Annotated in this window: 18 protein-coding genes; 1 reads left to right on the forward strand and 17 read right to left on the reverse strand. The window is 68.4% G+C overall.

Annotated features, from left to right (window positions below):
- Positions 1–122 precede the first annotated feature (122 nt).
- From FHD67_RS04235 to FHD67_RS04245, 3 genes are all read right to left on the reverse strand, one after another.
- Positions 123–1,220 (reverse strand): Bug family tripartite tricarboxylate transporter substrate binding protein, encoded by a 1,098-nt coding sequence (locus FHD67_RS04235; protein WP_046001542.1) that lies wholly within the window; start codon positions 1,218–1,220, stop codon positions 123–125.
- 98 nt (positions 1,221–1,318) lie between these two features.
- Positions 1,319–2,731: a sensor histidine kinase gene (locus FHD67_RS04240; RefSeq protein WP_139597928.1), complete on the reverse strand. Its 1,413-nt coding sequence runs from the start codon at positions 2,729–2,731 to the stop codon at positions 1,319–1,321.
- On the reverse strand, positions 2,728–3,402 hold the full coding sequence (locus FHD67_RS04245; RefSeq protein ID WP_139597929.1) for a response regulator transcription factor: 675 nt from the start codon (positions 3,400–3,402) through the stop codon (positions 2,728–2,730). Before FHD67_RS04245 ends, FHD67_RS04240 begins: the two co-directional genes overlap by 4 nt.
- Positions 3,403–3,524: 122 nt before the next feature.
- On the opposite strand from FHD67_RS04245, the gene FHD67_RS04250 reads away from it, so the two are divergent.
- Positions 3,525–4,637: a Bug family tripartite tricarboxylate transporter substrate binding protein gene (locus FHD67_RS04250; protein ID WP_052715345.1), complete on the forward strand. Its 1,113-nt coding sequence runs from the start codon at positions 3,525–3,527 to the stop codon at positions 4,635–4,637.
- On the opposite strand, the gene FHD67_RS04255 is transcribed toward FHD67_RS04250, so the two are convergent.
- The 14 genes from FHD67_RS04255 to FHD67_RS04320 all read right to left on the reverse strand — a co-directional run bounded on the left by FHD67_RS04255 (position 4,621) and on the right by FHD67_RS04320 (position 20,794).
- Positions 4,621–5,610 carry a D-2-hydroxyacid dehydrogenase family protein gene (locus FHD67_RS04255; RefSeq protein WP_046001539.1) on the reverse strand — a complete coding sequence of 330 codons (990 nt, stop codon included), beginning with the start codon at positions 5,608–5,610 and terminating at the stop codon, positions 4,621–4,623. The genes FHD67_RS04250 and FHD67_RS04255 overlap by 17 nt on opposite strands.
- A 72-nt stretch (positions 5,611–5,682) precedes the next feature.
- The gene (gene arsH, locus FHD67_RS04260) at positions 5,683–6,396 is read right to left on the reverse strand and encodes an arsenical resistance protein ArsH (RefSeq protein WP_046001538.1); all 714 of its coding nucleotides are present in this window, start codon (positions 6,394–6,396) and stop codon (positions 5,683–5,685) included.
- Positions 6,393–7,472: an ACR3 family arsenite efflux transporter gene (gene arsB, locus FHD67_RS04265; protein ID WP_139597930.1), complete on the reverse strand. Its 1,080-nt coding sequence runs from the start codon at positions 7,470–7,472 to the stop codon at positions 6,393–6,395. The genes arsH and arsB overlap by 4 nt, the downstream gene beginning before the upstream one ends.
- The gene (locus FHD67_RS04270; protein ID WP_139597931.1) at positions 7,469–7,831 is read right to left on the reverse strand and encodes an ArsR/SmtB family transcription factor; all 363 of its coding nucleotides are present in this window, start codon (positions 7,829–7,831) and stop codon (positions 7,469–7,471) included. Before FHD67_RS04270 ends, arsB begins: the two co-directional genes overlap by 4 nt.
- A 46-nt stretch (positions 7,832–7,877) precedes the next feature.
- Entirely contained in the window at positions 7,878–11,084 is a 3,207-nt protein-coding gene (locus FHD67_RS04275) for an error-prone DNA polymerase (protein ID WP_139597932.1), read from the reverse strand.
- Positions 11,081–12,589: a Y-family DNA polymerase gene (locus tag FHD67_RS04280; protein ID WP_046001534.1), complete on the reverse strand. Its 1,509-nt coding sequence runs from the start codon at positions 12,587–12,589 to the stop codon at positions 11,081–11,083. Before FHD67_RS04280 ends, FHD67_RS04275 begins: the two co-directional genes overlap by 4 nt.
- Positions 12,510–13,256, reverse strand: coding sequence for an ImuA family protein (locus tag FHD67_RS04285; RefSeq protein ID WP_139597933.1), 747 nt, complete (start codon positions 13,254–13,256; stop codon positions 12,510–12,512). The genes FHD67_RS04280 and FHD67_RS04285 overlap by 80 nt, the downstream gene beginning before the upstream one ends.
- Positions 13,257–13,340: 84 nt before the next feature.
- Positions 13,341–14,573: an MFS transporter gene (locus FHD67_RS04290; RefSeq protein ID WP_139597934.1), complete on the reverse strand. Its 1,233-nt coding sequence runs from the start codon at positions 14,571–14,573 to the stop codon at positions 13,341–13,343.
- 149 nt (positions 14,574–14,722) lie between these two features.
- On the reverse strand, positions 14,723–15,802 hold the full coding sequence (locus FHD67_RS04295) for a DUF475 domain-containing protein (RefSeq protein ID WP_045981808.1): 1,080 nt from the start codon (positions 15,800–15,802) through the stop codon (positions 14,723–14,725).
- 431 nt (positions 15,803–16,233) lie between these two features.
- Entirely contained in the window at positions 16,234–16,803 is a 570-nt protein-coding gene (locus tag FHD67_RS04300) for a type 1 glutamine amidotransferase domain-containing protein (protein WP_139597935.1), read from the reverse strand.
- Between the two features lie 112 nt (positions 16,804–16,915).
- Positions 16,916–18,715 (reverse strand): glycoside hydrolase family 15 protein, encoded by a 1,800-nt coding sequence (locus FHD67_RS04305; protein WP_139597936.1) that lies wholly within the window; start codon positions 18,713–18,715, stop codon positions 16,916–16,918.
- Positions 18,715–19,494 (reverse strand): SDR family oxidoreductase, encoded by a 780-nt coding sequence (locus tag FHD67_RS04310; protein WP_139597937.1) that lies wholly within the window; start codon positions 19,492–19,494, stop codon positions 18,715–18,717. Before FHD67_RS04310 ends, FHD67_RS04305 begins: the two co-directional genes overlap by 1 nt.
- 102 nt (positions 19,495–19,596) lie before the next feature.
- On the reverse strand, positions 19,597–20,457 hold the full coding sequence (locus tag FHD67_RS04315) for a glutamine amidotransferase-related protein (RefSeq protein ID WP_139597938.1): 861 nt from the start codon (positions 20,455–20,457) through the stop codon (positions 19,597–19,599).
- Positions 20,458–20,575: 118 nt separating this feature from the next.
- Positions 20,576–20,794: a DUF3072 domain-containing protein gene (locus tag FHD67_RS04320; RefSeq protein ID WP_045981813.1), complete on the reverse strand. Its 219-nt coding sequence runs from the start codon at positions 20,792–20,794 to the stop codon at positions 20,576–20,578.
- Positions 20,795–20,851: the final 57 nt, after the last annotated feature.

The raw sequence follows: 20,851 nt of genomic DNA on the forward strand, positions 1-20,851 counted from the left end.
GATCACCCGGTTTGCGGGGAACCGGCCGCACCCGGGCCCGGACTGCGTGTCGCAGCGGCATCGTGGCGCGGTCGGAACGGGGGGCGGGCGGCGCGCGTGTCGCGTGCCGCCCGCGGGTCAGGTCAGTCCAGCATCACGCTGTGGTTCTCGCTCAGATAGGTGCGGACCCATTCGCGGGCCTCGGGGTCGATGGTGGTCGCGACCTTGTACAGATCAACGACCTCGTCGCCCACGGCCTGGTCATAGTCGCCCAGCACCTCGCCCGAACTGGCGATCAGCTCCGGATCCTGGACCGCGGCGGCGAATGCGTCGCGATAGGCCTGCACGATGTTCTCGGGCGTGCCGCCGGGCAGCATCGCGGGCTTCTGCGCGGCAAAGCCCGAGCTGAAGAACGCCTTGTACGCCTCGAAGGCCACGCCCGAGGGCGGCTCTCCGTGCATCATCTCGTAGGCTTCGACGAAATGCGGGATGTCCGGGAAGGACGGGTCGCGCTGCACGTTGCCTTCCGCGTCCAGCACCCCGTAGGAGAACAGCGGCACGGCCGAGCCTTCCTCGACCAGGGGTGCCACGTTCGTCAGATAGGCCGACGAGGTCTGATAGTCGATCGTGGCTTCGCCACGCTCGAACGCCAGGCGGCCGTCGCCGCGCCCGGTCATGCCGAAGACGTGGCGCACGTTCAGGCCCATCACCTCGAAGGCCAGCATCGGCACCAGGTCCAGCGAGGTCGCGCCCTGGCTGGCATAGACCAGCTCGGTGTCGGCCAGCTTGCCCAGTTCGGACGCGTCGGCCACGCCGGCGCTGGCCGGGATGTAGACCACGCCACCCGTAGGCGAGACCAGCACCGGCTCGAAATCGGCATAGTCATAGCGGACGCGCGTGTCGCCCAGCAGGAACGGGAACTGCGTCGAACCCGACGTGCCCAGCAGCTGCAGGCCGTTCGGACGCGCGCGGGCCGCGAATTCGTTGGTTCCGGTGATCGAGCCGCCGCCGGGGACGTTGCGGATGATCACGTTGGGATTGCCGGGCAGATGCCGCGACAGGTAGGGGGCGAAGAAACGCGCCCAGACATCCGAACCGCCGCCTTCCGAAAAGGGAACCCACCATTCGACGGTCTGGCCCGAGAAATCGACGTCCTGCGCGGTGGCGGGGGCTGCGGTCAGGCTGGCGGCCACGAATGCGGCGGCGACGGCGCCCTTGAGGCGACGCAGTGTTGCTTGCATGTTTTTATTCCTCCCATTGGTCCGGCACCTGGGGCGCCGGGCGAACGGGACAGTCATCGCACATGAAGCTGTCCAAAGACTGTCAGGATGCCGCCGCGTTAACTTTTTCTGCCCGTTGGGGCATCAGCCGCTGCCAAGGGAAGCGTCAGCAGGATGACGCAGCCGCGGTCGGACGGTTCGACCCGCGCGTCGCCGCCCGCGCGCCGGGCGATGGCGCGCACGATGGGCAGGCCCAGCCCCGATCCGCCGTCATCCGCCGTGCTGACGCGAAAGAATCGCTCGAACACCGCGTCGTGCAGTTGGGCGGGGATGCCGTCGCCCTGGTCGCGCACGCGCAGCGCGGCCATGCCCCCGTCGCGCGACAGTTCCAGCCGCAGCGCGCTGCCCTGGGGGGTGCCGTATTTCAGGGCATTGTCGATCAGGTTGTCGACCGCCTCCTCCAGCAGGACGGGGTTCGCGGCCACGGGCAGCGACCCCTCGACCCCGTCCAGGGACAGGTCGACGTCGCGGCGCAGGGCCGCAGGAACATGGCGGCGCGCGACCTCGGCCACGATCTGCGCCAGATCGGCGGGGGCGCCGCCCTGCGCGTCCAGCGCGTCGCTGGCCGCGTCCAGCCGCAGCATCTGCTGGGTCAGGCGCGACAGGCGGCGGGACAGTTCGTGCAGGTCGGTCAGCCGCTGCTGGCGGTCGGCATCCGATCGCGCGTGCAGCGCGGATTCCGCCTGCGCCTGGATCGCGGCCACGGGGTTGCGCAACTGATGCGCCGCGTTCGAGATGAACGCCCGCCGCCGGTCCAGTTCCGCGCCAAGCCGCTGGAACAGCCCGTTGATCGTCGCGACCAGCGGCACGACCTCGCGCGGGACGCGGCGGCGGATCGGGCGCAGCTCCTGGGGATTGCGCAGGGCGACCGCGTCGCGCAGGTCGGTCAGCGGCGACAGGCCGCGATTGATGCCGAACCAGACCAGCGCCGCCCCCAGGGCCACCATCAGCGCCACGACTGCTGCCGCCTGTCCCAGCATCTGCAGGGTCAGCGCCTCGCGCCGGGTCACGGTCTGCCAGACGCGCACGGTCGTCCAGCCGTCCAGTTCGGGATCGGTGATGTATTCGCGCAGCACCACCGCGCGGACCGGCTGGTCGTTGTAGACGGCGTTGTAGAAGACGGGCACGGCCTCGGGGTATTCGCGGCCCGCCGGGATGGGCGGCGCATCGGTGCGCCCCACGATGAAGCGCCCGCCCGCCGCGTGCACCTGATAGAACAGCGGGTCCCCGATCGCGCCCTGCAGCGATGTCAGCAGCGATTCCGCAATCAGGTCGCCCTTGGTCACCATGACCTCGCGCGCGACGGCATGGGCCACCACCTTCAGCGTGTCGTCATAGAGATTGCGCGACATGTCTCGCGCCATCCAGTGCAGCACCACGCTGGCCAGGACCGCCAGCACGAACTGCGGCACCACGATCAGCACGAACAGCCGCGTCCGCAGGCTGACCGCGCGACCGTCGGGCGCGGTCATGCGGGCCCGTCCTGCTGCAGGATATAGCCCAGCCCGCGGATCGACCGGATCTGCACCGCGCCGCCGTCGATCTTGCGGCGCAGCCGCGAGACCAGCAGTTCGACCGCGTTCACGTCCACGTCCGCGCCGGTGCCGTAGATGCTGTCGCACAGGGCCGATTTCGCGACAACGCGTTCGGCGTTGTCGAACAGCGCCTCCCACAGGGCCAGCTCCCGGCGGGACAGCTCGATCACCCCGTCGGGCCCGCTGAGGCGGCGCCCCGCGCGGTCGAAGGACAGCCCGCCGATCGTCTCGACCATCTGACCGCGCTTGCCGCGGCGCCGGCCCAAGGCACGGACGCGTGCGCACAGCTCTGCCATCTCGAAGGGCTTGGTCATGTAGTCGTCGGCCCCGGCATCCAGCCCCGCCACCCGGTCCTCCAGCCTGTCGCGTGCGGTCAGGACCAGCACCGGGATGTCCAGGTCCATTGCGATGGTGCGGCGGATCACGTCCAAGCCGCCAAGCCGCGGCAGGTTCATGTCGACGATGGCCAGATCGGCGCCGTCATGGGTCAGGAAGTCCAGCCCATCCTGCCCGTCGGCCAGCCAGTCGACGGAATGGCCCTGCTCGCGCAGCGCCTGCTCGACCGCGCGGGCCAGCATCTGGTTGTCTTCGATCAGGACGATCCGCATGGCCTTCGCCTCGGCTCGGGGGACTTTTCCCTCTTAGGGGGTGGATCGGCGAAGATACAGCCCCTAAACATGACGCAGCAGGGAGAGACGGCCGCAAGGTCGCCACGCCAGGGAGGCAAGCCATGCGACACGCACCGACCGCGCACGGCTTTGCCGGCGCGCTGATGATCTGCGTCACCGCCGCGATGGCGATTTTGTCGCCGCGCGCGGCCACGGCTCAGGATGTCGACTTTGCCGGCCAGACGGTCGAACTGGTCATCCCGTTCTCTCAGGGCGGGGGGTCGGATGTCTGGGCGCGGTTCCACGCGCCGCTGCTGGCGCGTCACCTGCCGGGGCAGCCCTCGATCGTGGTGCGCAACGAACCGGGCAGCGGCGGCACGCGCGGCTCGAACGCCTTCGCCGAAGACGCGTCGGCCGACGGGCTCAGCCTGCTGGGCACGTCGGGATCGTCGCTGTTCGCCTATCTGCTGGGCGATTTCCGCGTGCGGTACGATTTCGACGACTGGTCGGTGCTGATGGCATCGCCCACGGGCGGCGTGGTCTATGTGGCGGGCGATCTGGGGGTCGCATCCTGGCGCGACATCGCGGCGCTTCAGGACCACCAGCTGGTCTTTGCCAGCCAGGGGATCACCTCGTTGGACCTCGTGCCGATGCTGGCCTTCCGGGTGCTGGGCCTGGATGCGAACTATGTCTTCGGTTATACCGGCCGGCACGACGGGCTGGAGGCGATGCGCCTTCACGAGGTCAATATCGACTATCAGACCACCTCGGCCTATCTGCAGAACGTGGCGCCGATGGTCGCCGCAGGCGATGCGGTGCCGCTGTTCAGCTGGGGAATCGTGGACGCCGATGGCAGCGTCCGGCGCGACCCGACCTTCCCCGACCTGCCCACGCTGGAGGAGCTGTACGAGCACCTGCACGGCACGCAGCCGTCAGGGCCGGAATACGACGCCTATCGCGTCTTTGCATCGGCAGGGTTCGCGGCGCAGAAGATGCTGGTCCTGCCCGGCGACACCCCGCCCGCGATCCGCGAGACCTGGCTGCAGGCGATCCGCGCGGCGCGCAGCGACCCCGAATACATCGCGCGCGCGCCGGCGATCCTGGGCGCCTATCAGTCGCTGGTCGGCGACGATGCCCAGCACCTGGCCGCCAGCGTGACGCGCATCGACGATGCCACCCGCCGCTTCGTGCTGGAATGGCTGGCCGACGAATATTCGATCAGGTTGACGGAGTAGCCTGCGGCCCGCCCCCGATGACGCGGATCGGCCCGCCGGCCTTCCAGGCCTCGACCGCCTCGACGGTCTGGCGGTAGAACATCCGGAACGTCTGGTCGCTGACATAGCCCAGATGCGGCGTGACCAGCAGCTGCCCGCTGTCGATCAGGTCGCGATCCAGGACCGGCGCCCCGTCGGGCAGCGGCTCGACGTCATGCACGTCCAGCGCGGCACCGCCCAAGCGTCCCGCGCGCAGCGCTGCCAGCAGCGGATCCACCTGCACGATCGGCCCGCGCGAGGTGTTCAGCAGCAGCGCGTCCGGACGCATCAGCGCCAGTTCCCGCGCCCCGAACAGGCCGCGCGTCGTGTCGGACAGCACCAGGTTGATCGACACGATGTCCGATCCTTGCAGCAGCGCATCAAGATCGGGCGCGTGGCGCACCCCGTCGGCCGCGGCCCGGTCCGCCGTCAGGCTGCGCGACCAGGCCAGGATCTCGACCCCGAAGGGCCGCGCCAGCGTGGCGACCTGGCGCCCGATGCGGCCAAAGCCCGCGATGCCAAGCGTCAGCCCGGACAGGTCGCGGCCCATGCCCGTCTGCCAGCCCCCGGCGGCGGCGGAATTGGCCTCGGGGACGATGCGCCGGGTCAGGGCCAGCATCAGCGCCATCACGAATTCGGCGGTGGTCGTCCCCCGTGATTGCGTGCCGCAGACGGTGATGCCGCGTTCCTGCGCGGCGGCCACATCGATCGACAGGTTGCGGGCCCCGGTGGTCACGATCAGCTTGAGGTTCGGAAGGGCGCGGATCAGCGCGCCGTCCAGCGGCGTCCGTTCCCGCATGACGCACAGCACGTCGAAGGGCGCCAGCGTCGCGGCCAGTTCGGCGGGGTCGGTCATCGTACGGTGAAAGACCGTGACATCGTCGCCCTGCGGCCAGTCGGCATATCGGCGCGCCACGTCGGCGTAGTCGTCAAGAACCGCTATCTTCAGTGCCATGGAGTGCCTTCCGGGATCGGGTCGGACCGACTGTCGGCAACCCCGGCGGCACCGTCAAGCCTGCACGACCCGTCAGACCGCCTGGCCCTGGTTCACCCGCCGCGACAGCGCCTCGTGGCTTTCGACGCGTTCCGAGTAGCGGTCGACCAGTTGATCGCGGATGTCGCGGGTCAGCAGGGTAAAGCGCACCAGTTCCTCCATCACGTCCACGATGCGGTCGTGATAGGGGGACGGCTTCATGCGGCCGTCGTCGTCGAATTCATCCCATGCCTTGGCGACCGAGGACTGGTTCGGGATTGTCAGCAGCCGCATCCAGCGGCCCAGAATGCGCAGCTGGTTCACGGTGTTGAAGCTTTGGCTGCCACCGCAGACCTGCATCACCGCCAGCGTCTTGCCCTGCGTGGGGCGCACGCCGCCCAGGGACAGCGGGATCCAGTCGATCTGCGTCTTGATCACCCCGGTCATCGCGCCGTGGCGTTCGGGCGAACACCAGACCATCCCCTCGGACCAGCCGACCAGGTCGCGCAGTTCGGCCACCTTGGGATGGTCGGCCTCGGTCGCATCGGCCAAGGGCAGGCCGCGGGGATCGAAGATGCGCGGTTCGGCCCCCAGGGCGGTCAGCATGCGGGCGGCCTCCTCTGTCGCGAAGCGAGAGAAACTGCGCTCGCGCAGCGATCCATACAGCATCAGGATCCGTGGCGGATGGCTGCTGCGGGCGGCGGGCACGAGGTCGGCGGCCCGGACCGGGCGAAAGGCATCGGGGTTCAGGGTCGCGGCATCGCTCATCGGGCAGGTCCTTTCGGTGCGGGGGCTGAAGAGAGGTCCGGGAACCGACCCCGCGTACGGTTGGCGAAGGCGACCAGGGACAGCATCACCGGCACCTCGACCAGCACGCCGACCACCGTGGCCAGCGCGGCACCGGAATTCAGGCCGAACAGGCTGATGGCGACCGCGACTGCCAGTTCGAAGAAATTGGACGTGCCGATCATCGCGCAGGGGGCCGCGATGCGGTGCGGCACGCGCATCAGCCAGGCCGCGCCATAGCCGATGGCAAAGATCAGATAGCTTTGGATCAGGATCGGCACGGCGATCAGCGCGATGATGGCCGGGCGGTCCAGGATGGTCCGGCCCTGCAGGCCGAACAGGATCGCGACCGTCGCGATCAGCCCCAGGACCGACAGGGGCTTGACCCGCGCCGAGAACGCCTCGATCCGGGCGGGGTCGCGCAGGAAGTGCCGCGTCAGCAGGCCCGCCGCCAGCGGCAGCACCACATAGAGGACGGTTGCAAGGACCAGCGTCTGCCACGGCACCGCGATGTCGGTCACGCCCAGCAGCAGGGCCACGATGGGGGCAAAGGCCACGACCATGATCAGGTCGTTCACCGACACCTGCACCAGGGTATAGGTCGCGTCCCCCCGTGTCAGCTGGGACCAGACAAAGACCATCGCCGTGCAGGGCGCGGCGCCCAGCAGGATCAGACCGGCGATATATTGCTGCGCATCCTGCGGCGCGATCCAGGGGGCGAAGACGTGATCGAAGAACAGCACCGCCAGCAGCGCCATCGTGAAGGGCTTGACCAGCCAGTTCACCACCAGCGTGATCAGCAGGCCCTTGGGCTGCCGGGCGACGCCGCCGATGGCCGCGAAATCGACGCTGACCATCATCGGATAGACCATCGCCCAGATCAGCACCGCGACGACGAGGTTGATCGAGGCGACCTCGGCCGCGGCGATGGTCTGCACGGCGCCGGGTGCCAGTGCGCCCAAGGCCAGCCCGGCGATCATCGCCAGCGCGACCCACAGGGTCAGCCAGCGTTCGAACACGCCCAGGGGGCTGGGCTGTGCGGGGGACGGTTCGGTCATGGGGCGGCATCCGTGCGTGTCATGGGCCCGCAAGTGCAGGCGATCTGGTCCAGTACCGGCTGGCACAGGTCGGGGCGACCGCCGCAGCAGTCCTGCAGCAGAAAGCCCAGCAGGCCGCCCATCGTGTCCATTCGCGCGAAATAGCGGATCGAGCGCCCCTCGCGGACCGACCGGACCAGGGCCGCGGCGGTCAGGATGGTCAGGTTGTTCGACAGCGTGTTCGGGCGAATGTCCAGCCGCGTGGCGATGTCGCCGGCCGCCATGCCCGCGGGCCCCGCCTGCACCAGCAGACGAAAGACATCCAGGCGGATGTCATGGGCCAGCGCGGACAGGACGTCCAGGGTGCGATTCTTTTCCATACTTCATGTTATACAGAAACGTCATGGCCCCGCAAGGATCAGACCGTCAGCGGAAATCGCGGGTCTTCACGGTGATCCCGTCACGCGGCAGGTCGCGGACATAGATCTGACGGGGCTTGGGGCCCTGGCTGCGCGGATCGGGGGGCGGCGCGCCGCGGTGGAATTCGTCGCCGCGGCCGTGCGGCAGCGGAAAGGCGCCCTGCCGGCCAACGGAGGCAAGCTCTGCCGACATGTCGGTCAGGCGGTGGGCGACCAGATGGACCACCTCTCCGGCGCGCTGGACGCGGCCCTCGACCCCGATCATGCTGGCACCCAGGACGATGCGCCGGTGCCGGTCAAAGACCTTGGGCCACAGCACCAGGTTCGCGATGCCGCTTTCATCCTCCAGCGTGATGAACATCACGCCCTTGGCCGATCCGGGGCGCTGACGGACCAGCACCAACCCCGCGACATGCATCCAGCGACGGTCGGCGCTGGCCATCGCCTCGGCACAGGGGCGGATGCGGCGGCGGGTCAGGCTGTCGCGCAGGAAGGACAGCGGGTGGCGGCGCAGGGTGACGCCGGTATGGGCGTAATCCTGGACCACCTCGCGTCCGGCGGGCATGGGGGACAGGGCGACGGCGGGTTCCGGGGCGGGGATGGCGGCGAACAGCGGCAGGTCCGGCTGATGGCCGCGAATGGCCCACAACGCCTCGCGACGCGCCAGGCCATAGGTCGGGCGAAAGCCGTCGGCCTCGGCGATGCGGGTCAGGGCGGCGGCGGGCACGCCCGCGCGGCGGCACAGGTCCTGGGCCGTGGCGGCGGGCCGGGCGGCCACGATGGCGCGGGCATGGGTTTCGGCCAGCCCCCTGACCATGCGCAGACCCAAGCGGACGGCGAACCCCTGCCCCGCCGGTTCCAGCGTGCAGTCCCAATCCGACAGCGCGATGCAGACGGGGCGGATCGCCACGCCGTGATCGCGCGCATCGCGCACGATCTGGGCCGGGGCATAGAACCCCATCGGCTGGCTGTTCAGAAGCGCCGCGCAGAACACGTCGGGATGCCAGCATTTCAGCCAGGCCGAGGCATAGGCGATCAACGCAAAGCTGGCCGCATGGCTTTCGGGAAAGCCGTAGCTGCCGAACCCCTCCAGCTGGCGAAAGATCTTTTCCGAGAATTCGGGATCATAGCCGTTGGCGATCATCCCCTCGATGACGCGGTCGCGAAAGGCCGACACTCCGCCGCTCAGCTTGAAGGTCGCCATCGACTTGCGCAGCATGTCGGCCTGGCCGGGGGTAAAGCCCGCGCATTCGATGGCGATGCGCATCGCCTGTTCCTGAAACAGCGGCACGCCATAGGTGCGGCCCAGCACCTGTTCCAGTTCCGGCTTGGGATAGACCACCGCCTCCAGCCCGGCGCGGCGGCGCAGATAGGGATGGACCATGTCGCCCTGGATCGGGCCGGGCCGGACGATGGCCACCTGGATGGTCAGGTCCGCGATGCTGCGCGGCTTCAGCCGGGGCAGCATCGACATCTGCGCCCGGCTTTCGATCTGGAAGGTGCCAAGCGTGTCGGCCCGACAGATCATGTCGAATGTCGCCTCGTCGTCGGCCGGGATCGTGGCCAGGTCCAGCCGCAGACCCTTGTGGCGGTTCAAAAGGGCGAAGCAGCGCGCGATGCAGGTCAGCATCCCCAGGGCCAGCACGTCCAGCTTCATGAACCTCAGCGCGTCGATGTCGTCCTTGTCCCATTCGATGATCTGGCGGTCCTGCATCGCGGCCGGTTCGATCGGGACCAGTTCGTCCAGCCGGTCCTGCGTCAGGACGAAGCCGCCGGGATGCTGGGACAGGTGCCGGGGCGTGCCGCGCAGCCGCGCCGCCAGGTCCCGCGTCAGCCGCAGGCGGCGGTCGGCGGGGTTCAGGTTCAGCTCGCGCAGCAGGGTTTCGGGCACGCCGTCCTCGGACCAGGCCCAGATCTGGCCCGAGATGGCGCGGATCACGTCCTCGGGCAGGCCCAAGGCCTTGCCCACGTCGCGCAGCGCGCCCTTGGTGCGGTAGCGGATCACGGTGGCGGTCAGCGCGGCGCGATCGCGGCCATAGGTGCGATAGATCCACTGGATGACCTCCTCGCGCCGCTCGTGTTCGAAATCCACGTCGATGTCGGGGGGTTCGTGGCGTTCCTCGCTGATGAAGCGCTCGAACAGCAGGTTGCCGCCCTGGGGGTCGATCGCCGTGATGCCCAGCACGAAGCAGACCGCAGAATTGGCCGCCGACCCCCGCCCCTGACACAGGATGCCCTGGCTGCGGGCGTGGCGGACGATGTTGTTTACGGTCAGGAAATAGGGCGCGTATTCCAGCTTGGCGATCAGGGCCAGTTCGTGGCGCAGAGTCGCCGCGACCTTGGGCGGGGTCCCGTCCGGATAGCGGACGGCCGCGCCCTGCCAGGTCAGCGCCTCCAGCGTCTGCTGCGGGCTGACCGAGGGGTCGGGGCGTTCCTCGGGGTACTGATAGCGCAGCTCCTTGAGCGAGAATCGGCAGCGGTCGGCGATCTGAGCGCTGCGGGCCAGCGCATCGGGATAGCGGGCGAACAGGCGCGCCATCTCGGCCGGGGTCTTCAGGTGGCGGTCGGCATGGCGTTCGCGGCGAAAGCCCAAGGCGTCGACGGTCGTGTTGTGGCGGATCGCCGTCATCACGTCCTGCAGGATGCGGCAGTCGGGGTCATGAAACAGCACGTCGTTGGTGACCACCGTCGGCACCCCGGCCCGCGCGGCCAGCAGGGACAGCCGATGCAGGCGCAGCGGATCGTTGGGCCGCCGCCGCAGGGTCAGCGCCAGATAGGCGCGATCGCCGAAGACCTCGCGCATCCGGCGCAGGCGCAGCGCACAGTCGTCATCGGCCATGTCGGGGACCAGGACCGCCAGAAGGCCCTGGGCGTGGTCCGCCACATCGGCCCAGTCCAGGTGGCACGCCCCCTTGCCCGCCCGCGCCTTGCCCAGGGACAGCAGACGGCACAGTCGGCCATAGCCCGCGCGGTCCATCGGATAGACCAGCACCGACATGCCGCAGCGCAGGTCCAGGCGGCAGCCGACGATCAGCCGCACGCCGGTGTCGTTGGACGCCTCGAACGCGCGGACGATGCCCGCCAGGCTGTTGCGGTCCGTGACGGCCAGCGCCCGCATGCCCATCAGCGCCGCGGTGGCGAACAGCTCCTGCGCGGAGGACGCCCCGCGCAGGAACGAGAAATGCGAGGTCACCTGCAGTTCGACATAGCTCATCCGAAGACACCGTGCAGGAACCAGTTGTGGGACCCGGTGGTCACGTCCTCTCCGTCGCCCTGGCGAAAGATCCAGAACCGGCGCCCGGCCTGGTCCTCGATGCGGAAATAGTCGCGCACCGCGCGGGTTTCGGCATCGCGCTTCCACCATTCGCCGAAGATGCGTTCCGGCCCGTCGGCGCCCTCGACGTCGTGGCGGGCGCCGCGCCAGACGATCCAGCGGGGCGGGTGGTCGGGCAGCAGGGCCATGGTGTCGATCGGTTCGGGCCGCGCCAGCAGCCGCGAGGGGCGCGGCCAGTGGTCGGGCCAGCCCTCGGCGATGACGCTCATCGGCGCCACGCGGATGACCGACCGTTCGGGCACGTCGCTGGCCACCGGCGCCAGGCGATAGACGGCACGCGCGCCGACCCGGTTCGTCAGGCTGTCGATCAGGCTGGACATGTCGGGGGCCGCGGGTTCCAGCAGGCTGTCGGTCTGGCGCGGGGCCAGGGGTTCGGCAAGGGTCGCGGTCAGGGACATGATCTCGATCCCGAAGCCCGGATCGATGGTGGGGATCCTGTCGCACAGCAGGCGCACCAGGCGTGCGGGGTCACGCAGGGGCGCGGCCAGGCCCACGCGCACGGGTTGGGCGCGGCTGTCCACGCGCCAGCAGATCAGGTCCAGCCGCCGCGCGCCCAGGCCCCGCGCCTCCAGCTGGCGGCACAGGTCGCGGACCAGCTTGTCGATATAGCGGGCGATGGTTTCGGCCGCGCCGATCGGTTCGGCAAAGGCACGGCGTGCGGTCACCAGGTCGGCAGGGCGCAGCGGGTCCACAGGTTCGCCCAGGGTGCCCAGGGCCTGGTCCAGGCGGCGCATCACTTGGGGTCCGAACCGGCGGGTCAGCGGCGCGCGCGGCACCGCGATCAGATCCGCGATGGTCGCAAGGCCCAGATCCTGCAGCCCGCCGACGATGGCGGGCGGCAGGCGCAACGCGGACAAAGGCAGCGGCGCCAGCGCCGCCTGCATGTCGCCGGTCGCGACGATGGGCAGGTTCGTGCCGTGGCGGGCCAGGGCATGGGCCGCGCCCCACGTGTCGGCCATGGCCAGCCGCGCGACGATGCCCGACAGGGTCAGCCGGCCCAGGATCGCCTGCAGCATCGCGTCCTCTCCGCCGTGCAGATGGTCGGTGCCGGTCGCCTCGATCACCACCCCGTCGGGCGGATCGACCGCGACGATGGGCGCGAAGCGCTGCATCAGCCACAGGGCCAGCCGTTCCAGCGCCGCCATGTCGGCATCCGGGTCGGCCGGTTCGACGCGCAGGTCGGGGACCATCGCCTGCGCCTTGCTGACCGACATGCCCGGCCGCAGCCCAAGCGCCAGCGCGCGGTCGCAGGCGGCAGTGACCACCCGGCGGCTGCCCGCCCGGCCCGACAGGATCAGCGGCGCGCTATCCGAAGGCGTATCGCCCACCCGCCGCAGCCGGTCGATCGGCCACATCGGCAGGCAGACCGAGATGACCCGTGCCATCGCATGCCTCCACTTCCAGATCGAAGGTCTCGCCCGCCCGTGCGCGCATCAGTTCCACCAACCACAGCGCATGGCCAAGGCCCGGCACCGGCAGCGCGACTGAGGGGCGTTCCGACACGCGCCAGCGCGTCATCGCCGCGGTGGGCTGGCCAAAGTCGTCGGCATCCGCCAGCCACCGCCAGCGGCGCAGCGCGATGCCCGTGGTGCCGGTGTTCTTGGCCGCCAGGTGCAGCCTGCGCGAGGCGGTCATGGACAGGCGCCCGATCTCGGCCACGACGGCGGCCAGGCCGCCATGGCGCAACCCCTCCTCCATGCAGGCCAGGACGGATGTCTCGTCCCCGGCCTCGACATGGATGACCCGGTCGGGGGTCAGACCGGCCTGCGCCAAGCCCGGCGCGAACAGGTCCGCCCGCGTCACGCACCACAGGACCTGACCCGGCAGGCGCGCGGCGATGCCGGCCGCGAAGCAGGCGGCCGCGGCCCCGTCATCGGCGCCCGCACCGCTGCCCGCGACCTCGTGCAGACAGCCCAGGGGCAGCCCGCCTTGGGGCAGGCGGCGGTCCAGCTCGGGCAGCCCGAAGGGCAGCACCGCATGGGCCTGCACATGCCCCTCGAGATGCGAGATGCGACTGCGAAGCGCGGAAAGCGTGGCGGAGGAGGCAGACATGGGGTTACCGGAACAGGGCTGTAAGTTCCTGTTTTGTTCTTTTCACCATCAAAAGTCAACGCATCAGGCCATTCCCCTGCCCGGTCAGTCCGCGGACCGGGGTCCCGGCGCGATGGTCCGGCTGAAGAGCAGGAACACCGCCAAGGCCGCAAGGGCCACGCCCGCGCCGATGAAATGGGACATGCCATAGCCGTGGCCAGACACGATCCAGCCGGCAAAGACGTTGGAGAAGGTCGCCCCGACCCCCTGCACGGTCATCACCGTCGCAAAGCCCAGATTGAACCGCCCGGTCTTGGCCAGCAGCCGTTCCGCGGCAACCGGGGTCAGGATGCCCAGCATGCCGGCGCCGATCCCGTCCAGCATCTGCACCGGAACCACGACCCAGAAATCCGGGACCATCCCCGCCAGGACGCCGCGCAGCGGCAGCGCGCACAGCGTGATGAGAAAGCACGACCGCAACCCAAGACGCCGGATCAGCCACGGGGTCGCCGCGGCCACCGCGATCATCGTCGCCTGTGCAACCCCGGTGATCAGCGCCGTCGTGCGGAAAGGCGTTCCCAGCTGGATCGAGAATTCCTGCGCGATCAGCCGGCTCATCGGGGCATTGCCGAAATGGAACAGCATCATCACCAGCGCCAGCAGGATCAGGCCGCGGTTGTGCAACAGCACCGACAGGCCGGATGGCCGGGCATGGTCGTCCGTACCCCGGCCCCCGACCATGCCGCGTGCCACGTCATGGTCGATCCGATCCGGGCGGATCATCCGCAACGCGATCAGCGCCCCAAGCGCCGTCACGATCATCAGCCAGACGACCGAGAACTCTCCGAACAGGCTGACGGCCAGATAGATGGCCATCAGCGATGCCAGGTTGCCGCTGTGGTTCCAGAATTCGTTGCGAGAGATCTGGCGCGGAAAGGCGCGCTGCCCGACCAGCCCTAGGCTGAGCCCTGCCAGGGCGGGGGCGATGACTACGCCCAGCACCGCGGTGGCGATGGTACCGACCCAGACCACGGCCGGATCAGGCACCAGCAGCGTCAGCAGCGCCCCCGCGGTGATGACGATCACCGGGCCGGCGATCAGCGCACGTTTCCAGTGCGACCTGTCGACCAGCGCCCCCGCGAACGGGGTCAGGGCAAGGCCGATCAGCCCACCGACCGTCGCGATCGCTCCCAGGGTCAGCGGCGACCAGCCGCGCGTCGCCAGAAAGGCGTCCAGGAACGGGCCAAGCCCGTCCCGCGCATCCGCCAGGAAGAAATTCAGGATCGCCAGGCCCAGCAGGGAGCTGTCCGACAGGCCGGAACGCGAAACTGTGGCCATGGGATGCGCCCTTGTGATCAGTGGTCCGTCTGCCGAACCCGCCGATCACGCCATCGTTCCCGTTCGAACGATGAAATTGCGACATAAATGATGGCGCGCCATTCATGCCGTTCCTGCGGCCGCGTCGGGCGCGGCCGCAGGGTGCGTCGTCACTGGGCGGCGAGCTGTGCCTCGTGCCGATTCCAGCGGATCGACGACCACAGCGAGATGCCGATCAGCGTCGCACCGCCCAGGCCGGTGATGACCTCGGGGATGTGGACAAGGGACTGGGCGAACATCACCACGGACAGCGCGATGATCGCATAGAAGGCGCCGTGTTCCAGATAGCGGTATTCCGACAGGGTGCTGTTCTCGACCAGCATGATGGTCATGGACCGCACGTACATCGCCCCGATGCCCAAGCCGATCGCGATCACGAACAGGTTCTGGCTGAGCGCGAAGGCACCGATCACGCCGTCGAAGCTGAAGGACGCGTCCAGGACCTCAAGGTACAGGAACGCGCCCAGACCGCCCTTGGCGGCACCGTGCAGGGTCTCCTGCGTGCTGTCCAGCAGCCCGCCCAGAACCTCGACCAGCAGGAAGGTCATCAGGCCCCAGATCGCGGCGGTGAAGAAGGTCGTGCGTTCCGCACCCTCCAGCAGATGCGAGAAGCCCAGGACGAACAGCAGGACCACCGCGACCTCGACCCCGCGGATCGAGGCGTACTTGGCCATGTGATGTTCGATCCAGCCAACCCAGTGCACGTCCTTTTCGTGATCGAAGAAGAAGCTGAGCCCGACCATCATCAGGAACGTTCCCCCGAAGGCGGCGATGGGCAGATGCGCGTCATGCATGATGCGGGCATATTCATCGGGCTGGCTTGCGGCCAGCACCAGCGCCTGCCACGGGCCGATGCCCGCCGCGATCACCACGATCAGCAGCGGGAACACGATCCGCATGCCAAAGACGGCGATCAGGATGCCCCAGGTCAGGAAGCGGCGCTGCCAGACCGGCTGCATGTCCTTGAGCTTGTTGGCGTTCACGATGGCGTTGTCGAAGGACAACGAGATCTCCAGCACCGCCAGCACCGTGACGATGAACAGGATCGACAGCATGCCCCCAAGCGTGCCGGTCGTCTGCCATCCCAGCACCGCGCCCAAGGCCAGGCCCAGGAAGGTGACGATGATCGCCCATTTCAGATAGGAAAGGACCGGGCGCTTTTGCGCGGTGGATAGGGTGTCCTGTGTCATGAGGAAAAGTCCAGGCGGTGAATCCGAAAACAGGTGCCGACATCACGAAAGCGCCGCCACTTTCGTCAGAGGGGCCCGGACACCACTCGATGCGTTCACGACGCCGTGCGACCGTGTGTCCGCCGGGAAGATTCGGCAAGCCCTTCGTTCAGCTTTTCCCGCGATGGGCGCCGTTCCGCGGATCGGGTCGAGGGATGTCGTGTCGATAGCGGGAAGCACGGACCCTTTGCTGATCTTGTCAGATCGGTGACAACGCTTCGGAAAACGGCCAATGCCGGCCGTGGCACGATTGCGCTACTGTGGCTGCGTCATCTCAGTCGCAAAAAAATATGGCCCGGTGGGCCCTGAATTTTTCGTCCAGATGGGACGCGGCTTGACCATAAATGGGTCGGCAGATGCGCCCGTCACGGGTGACGGGCGCGGGAAACGGATCAGGCGCTGCGGGTCTGGTCCTCGTGCCGCCCTTCGCCGAATTCCTCGATCAGCTTGGCGCAGAAGGCGGGCAGATCGTCCGGGTTGCGGCTGGTCACCAGACCGCTGTCGGTCATGACCTCCTTGTCCACCCAAGTCGCGCCGGCATTGGTGATGTCGGTCTTGAGGCTGGGATAGGATGTGATGGTCCGCCCCTTCAGTACACCGGCCTCTATCAGCACCCAAGGGGCGTGGCAGATGGCACCGACGGGCTTGCCCTGCGAGAAGAAGTCGTGGACGAAGGCCACCACATCCTTGTCCGCGCGCAGCGTATCCGCGCCCACGGTGCCGCCCGGAATGACCAGCCCGTGGAAATCGCTGGCCGAGACCGACCCGACCGCGCTGTCGATCTGGTGATCCGACCCCGGGTCCAGATCGCCGTTCACCGTCTTGGCCGTGCCGGTCTTGGTGCTGACGACCGTGACCTTGGCACCGGCGTCGCGCAATGCGGCCAGCGGCTTGGAAAACTCCGGCTCCTCGGTTCCACGGGGAGAGATCAGCAGGGCGATGTTCTTTCCGTCCAGTTTCATGGGACGTTCCTTTCAGCAGCAGTTCGTTCGCTGATAGAACGCGGCCCCCCGGGGGAACGGTTCCTGCGCGCCGACCGGATGGCGCGCAAGCCGCGGGGCATCCTGAAAACTTTCACGGCGCTTGGCGTGACAGGGCCAGGCTGGCCTGCAAGGCCGCCAGATGGCTAAGACCCTGGGGCATGTTGCCCAGCCATTCGCCGCTGTCGGGGTCGATCATCTCGGGCAGGATGCCCGGCGCATCGCCGATACGTGCGCGCAGCCCCGACATCAGCGCAAGCGCCTTGTCGCGCTGATCCAGCAGGACGCGCGCCTCGACCATCCAGAACGAACAGGCCAGAAAGCACCCCTCCTCGGCGTCCATCCCGGTATATCGGTAGTGCAGGTGCCCGCCCGCGCCCAGTTGCGCGTCGATCGCGTCCAGCGTGCTGCGCAGACGGTCATGGCCGTCGTAATCGAAACGCACCGCCAGGATCAGCGCCGCGTCCAGCCGCGTGGTGCCGGGATGCATGACATAGGCGCCGATGTCCGCGTCCCAACAATGCGCATCGATCCAGGCGGCGATGCGGGCGCGTTCGCGGCTCCAGCGGTCGCGGCAGGTGGTGGGCAGCTGGCCGGCATCGGCCAGTTCGACCGCGCGGTTCAGCGCCTGCCAGCAACTGATCTTGGACATTGTGTAATGTTCAAGCTGCGGCAGTTCCCAGATGCCGCTGTCCTTCTGCTTCCAGCGGTCGGCGCATTCGTCGGCCAGATGCGACAGCGTCTCGGCGCTGCGGTCGTCGATCAGGCCGCCGGCGCGCACGAATGCCGACACCGTCTCGAAGATGTCGCCATAGATGCCATGCTGATGCTGGCGTGCCGCGCGGTTGCCCGACAGGACCGGGCGTGATCCGCGATAGCCGGGAACGGGGATCTCCTCCATGCCCTCCTCGACGCCGCCGTCCAGCGAAAAGCAGACCTTGGCCCCATGCGCGCAAAGCTGGTTCAAAAGCCAGGTCAGCGCGGCCTTGGCCTCGGCCATGATCCCCAGGTGCAGGAAGGATTCGATGACGTAGCCCGCGTCCCGCACCCAGGCAAAGCGATAGTCATAGTTCTTGTCGCCCCCGATCCGTTCGGGCAGCGAGGTCGTGGCCGCCGCGGCGATCGCCCCACTGGGCGCATAGAGCAGCACCTTGAGCGCCAGCGCCTGACGCATCAGAAAATCGCGGTCGGGCAGGTCAGGCGCGATCAGGGCGCACCAGTCGCGCCATTCCTGGTCGGACAGGTCGATGCGGGCGTCGATGTCGGACAGGGGCGGCACGACCAGCGGCTCGTTCGCGCCGGCAACGATGGCGATGACCTCGGTCTGGCCTTGGGTCAGGACCAGCCGCGCCTCGACCCGGTCGTCGCCACGATGGTCGATCTGCAGCTGTTCGCCATGCAGGAACAGGCCCAGCACCGATCCTACATGGAACGTCTCGTAGGGGCCGCGCTTGGCCATGTAGGGGCTGCGCTTGCCCGACCGGTGGCCCAGCTGCAGCACCACGTCAAAGCTCATCCGCCCGTCCAGGACCTGAATGCGTCGCGCCAGCTCCGCCCAAGGCAGCCGTCCTGCGGTGGAGCTGTTCAGGCTTTCGGTCAGCACGGCCACGCCGTCATCGGTGCGAAACCGCGTCTCCAGCACGTTGCTGTCGGGCCGGTAACGCCGGGTGGCCGAGAACGTCCCCCGCGGCGTGATCGTGAAATGGCCGCCCTGCGCGCCGTTTTCCAGCACGTCATGACCCACCAGAAGACGATCGAACAGCGGCGGGCTGTCCATATTCGGCACGCACCACCAGTCGATGCCCCCGTCCGCACCGGACAGGGCCACGCCGCGCCCGTCGCCAAGCGCGGCATAATCGGACAGGGGCAGATAGCCCGCGGCGTCGCGCGCCATCAGGCGCCCTGCCCCAGGTTGATCGACAGCCCGCCATCGATGAAGAAGCTTTGCCCCGTCACATATGCCGCCGCGTCCGACGCCAGAAAGGCGATCAGGTCCGCGACCTCGTGCGGTTCGCCCGCGCGGCCCAGGGGGATGTTCTTCTCCATCTTGCGGCGCAGGTCGGGGTCGTCCTTGGCTGCTTGGTTGATCGGAGTCAGGATCATGCCGGGCGCCACGTTGTTCACGGTGATCGCATCGCCCGCCAGCTCCAGCGCCAGCGTGCGCGTCAACATCCGCAGCCCGCCCTTGGCCGCGTCATAGGCGGCCGATCCGATGCGCGGCGTATCCTCGTGGATCGAGCTGACATTGACGATCCGCCCGCCATTCCCTGCCCTGACGGCACGGGTGGCAAAAGCGCGGCACAGCATGAAAGGACCGGTCAGATCCGTGGCGATCGTCTTGAGCCAGTCATCGTCGGTCATCTGCGCCGCCGGCGTCCCGTTGGCGTCGATGCCGGCATTGTTGACCAGCACGCGCGCGGCGATCCCTCGGTCATCCAGGTCCGCGAACATCGCGGCGATGTCGTCAGGGACGCTTTGGTCGCAACGCACATGACGTGCCCGGCGGCCGATCTGGGTGATCTTGGAGACGGTCTCGGACGCGCCGTCGCGGTCCGACCGATAGGTGATCAACAGGTCATGGCCCGCCTTTGCCAGCGCGATGGCGGTTGCCCGCCCGATACCGGAATCGGCGCCGGTCACGATGGCAAGGGGGTTCTGCAGAGTGTCTGGCATGGGATGCGGTCCGAATGGCTGAGGTCCGGTGCCAACGCCCGCCTGCGGCCGTCGTTCCGCGCCGCGGCATCGCGTCCCAATGTTATGGGCCGCAGCGGAGGGTCAGCGCCAGTGCGGCAGACGCAGGGCGTCCCCCTCAAGCGCGGACAGGAAATTGCCGATCTCTCGCATTCGGTTGGCCGTGTCGGTCACCTGATCATCCACGCCCAGCTGCCAGGCCAGATCCGTGCGGGCGGGGTCGTCGCTGAGCGCCTGCAGCCTGTCCGCATGATCCTCGACCGCCTTGATGCTGGCGGCCAGCCCGACATCGACAAGGTCGGACGCCTGGCGGCGCAGCGAGGCCGCGACCTCGGCCAAGGTGATCTCGGGGTGATACTGGACGCCCCAGAAGACGCCGTTACCATGCCGGATCTCGGCCGCCTCGACGGGGGTATCGGCGTTCCGGGCCAGCACCCGTGCGCCCGGCGGCAGGGTCGTCACGACGCTGGAATGCATTGCGGGCGCCGTCCAGACCGGGGGGCGACCGGCCAGCATGGGGTGGTCGCGACCGTCATCGGTGGTCAGGATGTTGCGGGCCAGCGCGGCCTCTATGCCCGGCTGTCGCGGGCCGGTCGCGCCCCCGGCAGCCACCGCCGCGATCTGCAATCCCGCACATGATCCAAAGGACGGCGTCCCTGAATCGAAGACCAAACGCATGAATGAGGCGGCACGGCGCGTCTCGTCGCTGACATGGTGCATCTGGATCGGCGATCCGGCAAAGACGATGCCGTCGAACTGCGCCAGATCGCGCAGGCTCATCTGCGTGCCGCTCTCTACACAGGAGGTCGAATCGATCTCAAGATCATCGCGCAAGGCCTTGAGCGCCAAGGCATAGCTTTCGTGGGAAGCCGTATTGGCATAGCGGCGTCGTTCGTCACGCTGGTCTTTGGTCTCGCTGGCGACAACCAGGATGCGAAGGGGCACGGTTCAGGTCCGATCAACAGGGAAAAGGTGCCGGCCAACGCGACGGCGATCCGGTCGTTCCCGCACGATCGCGACAGGCGAAATCAGGCTGCGAGCCATCGCGGCCCGCAGCCCGGTCTTATTCAAGGTCCAGCTTGGCCTTCAGCGCATCGATGCGGGTCGACGCCTCAGCCTTGCTGATGCTCTCGTCATAGGCGTCGGGCTGGTGCGCCTGCTCGCTGAGCGTCTTGAGATAGGACGCCTGTGCGCCGGTCATCGGATCGTCGCCGCTGACCCACGCCGAAGGGTCCTTTTCGGCATTGTCGACGGGATGGGACTTGGGATCGGTATCGTCCATGGGAACAGCCTTTCGTGTTTCAGCATGGTTAACGCGATACGCATGTTCCGGTTCCGT

It is taken from the genome of Paracoccus haeundaensis (assembly GCF_006239215.1).
Lineage (GTDB): Bacteria > Pseudomonadota > Alphaproteobacteria > Rhodobacterales > Rhodobacteraceae > Paracoccus > Paracoccus marcusii.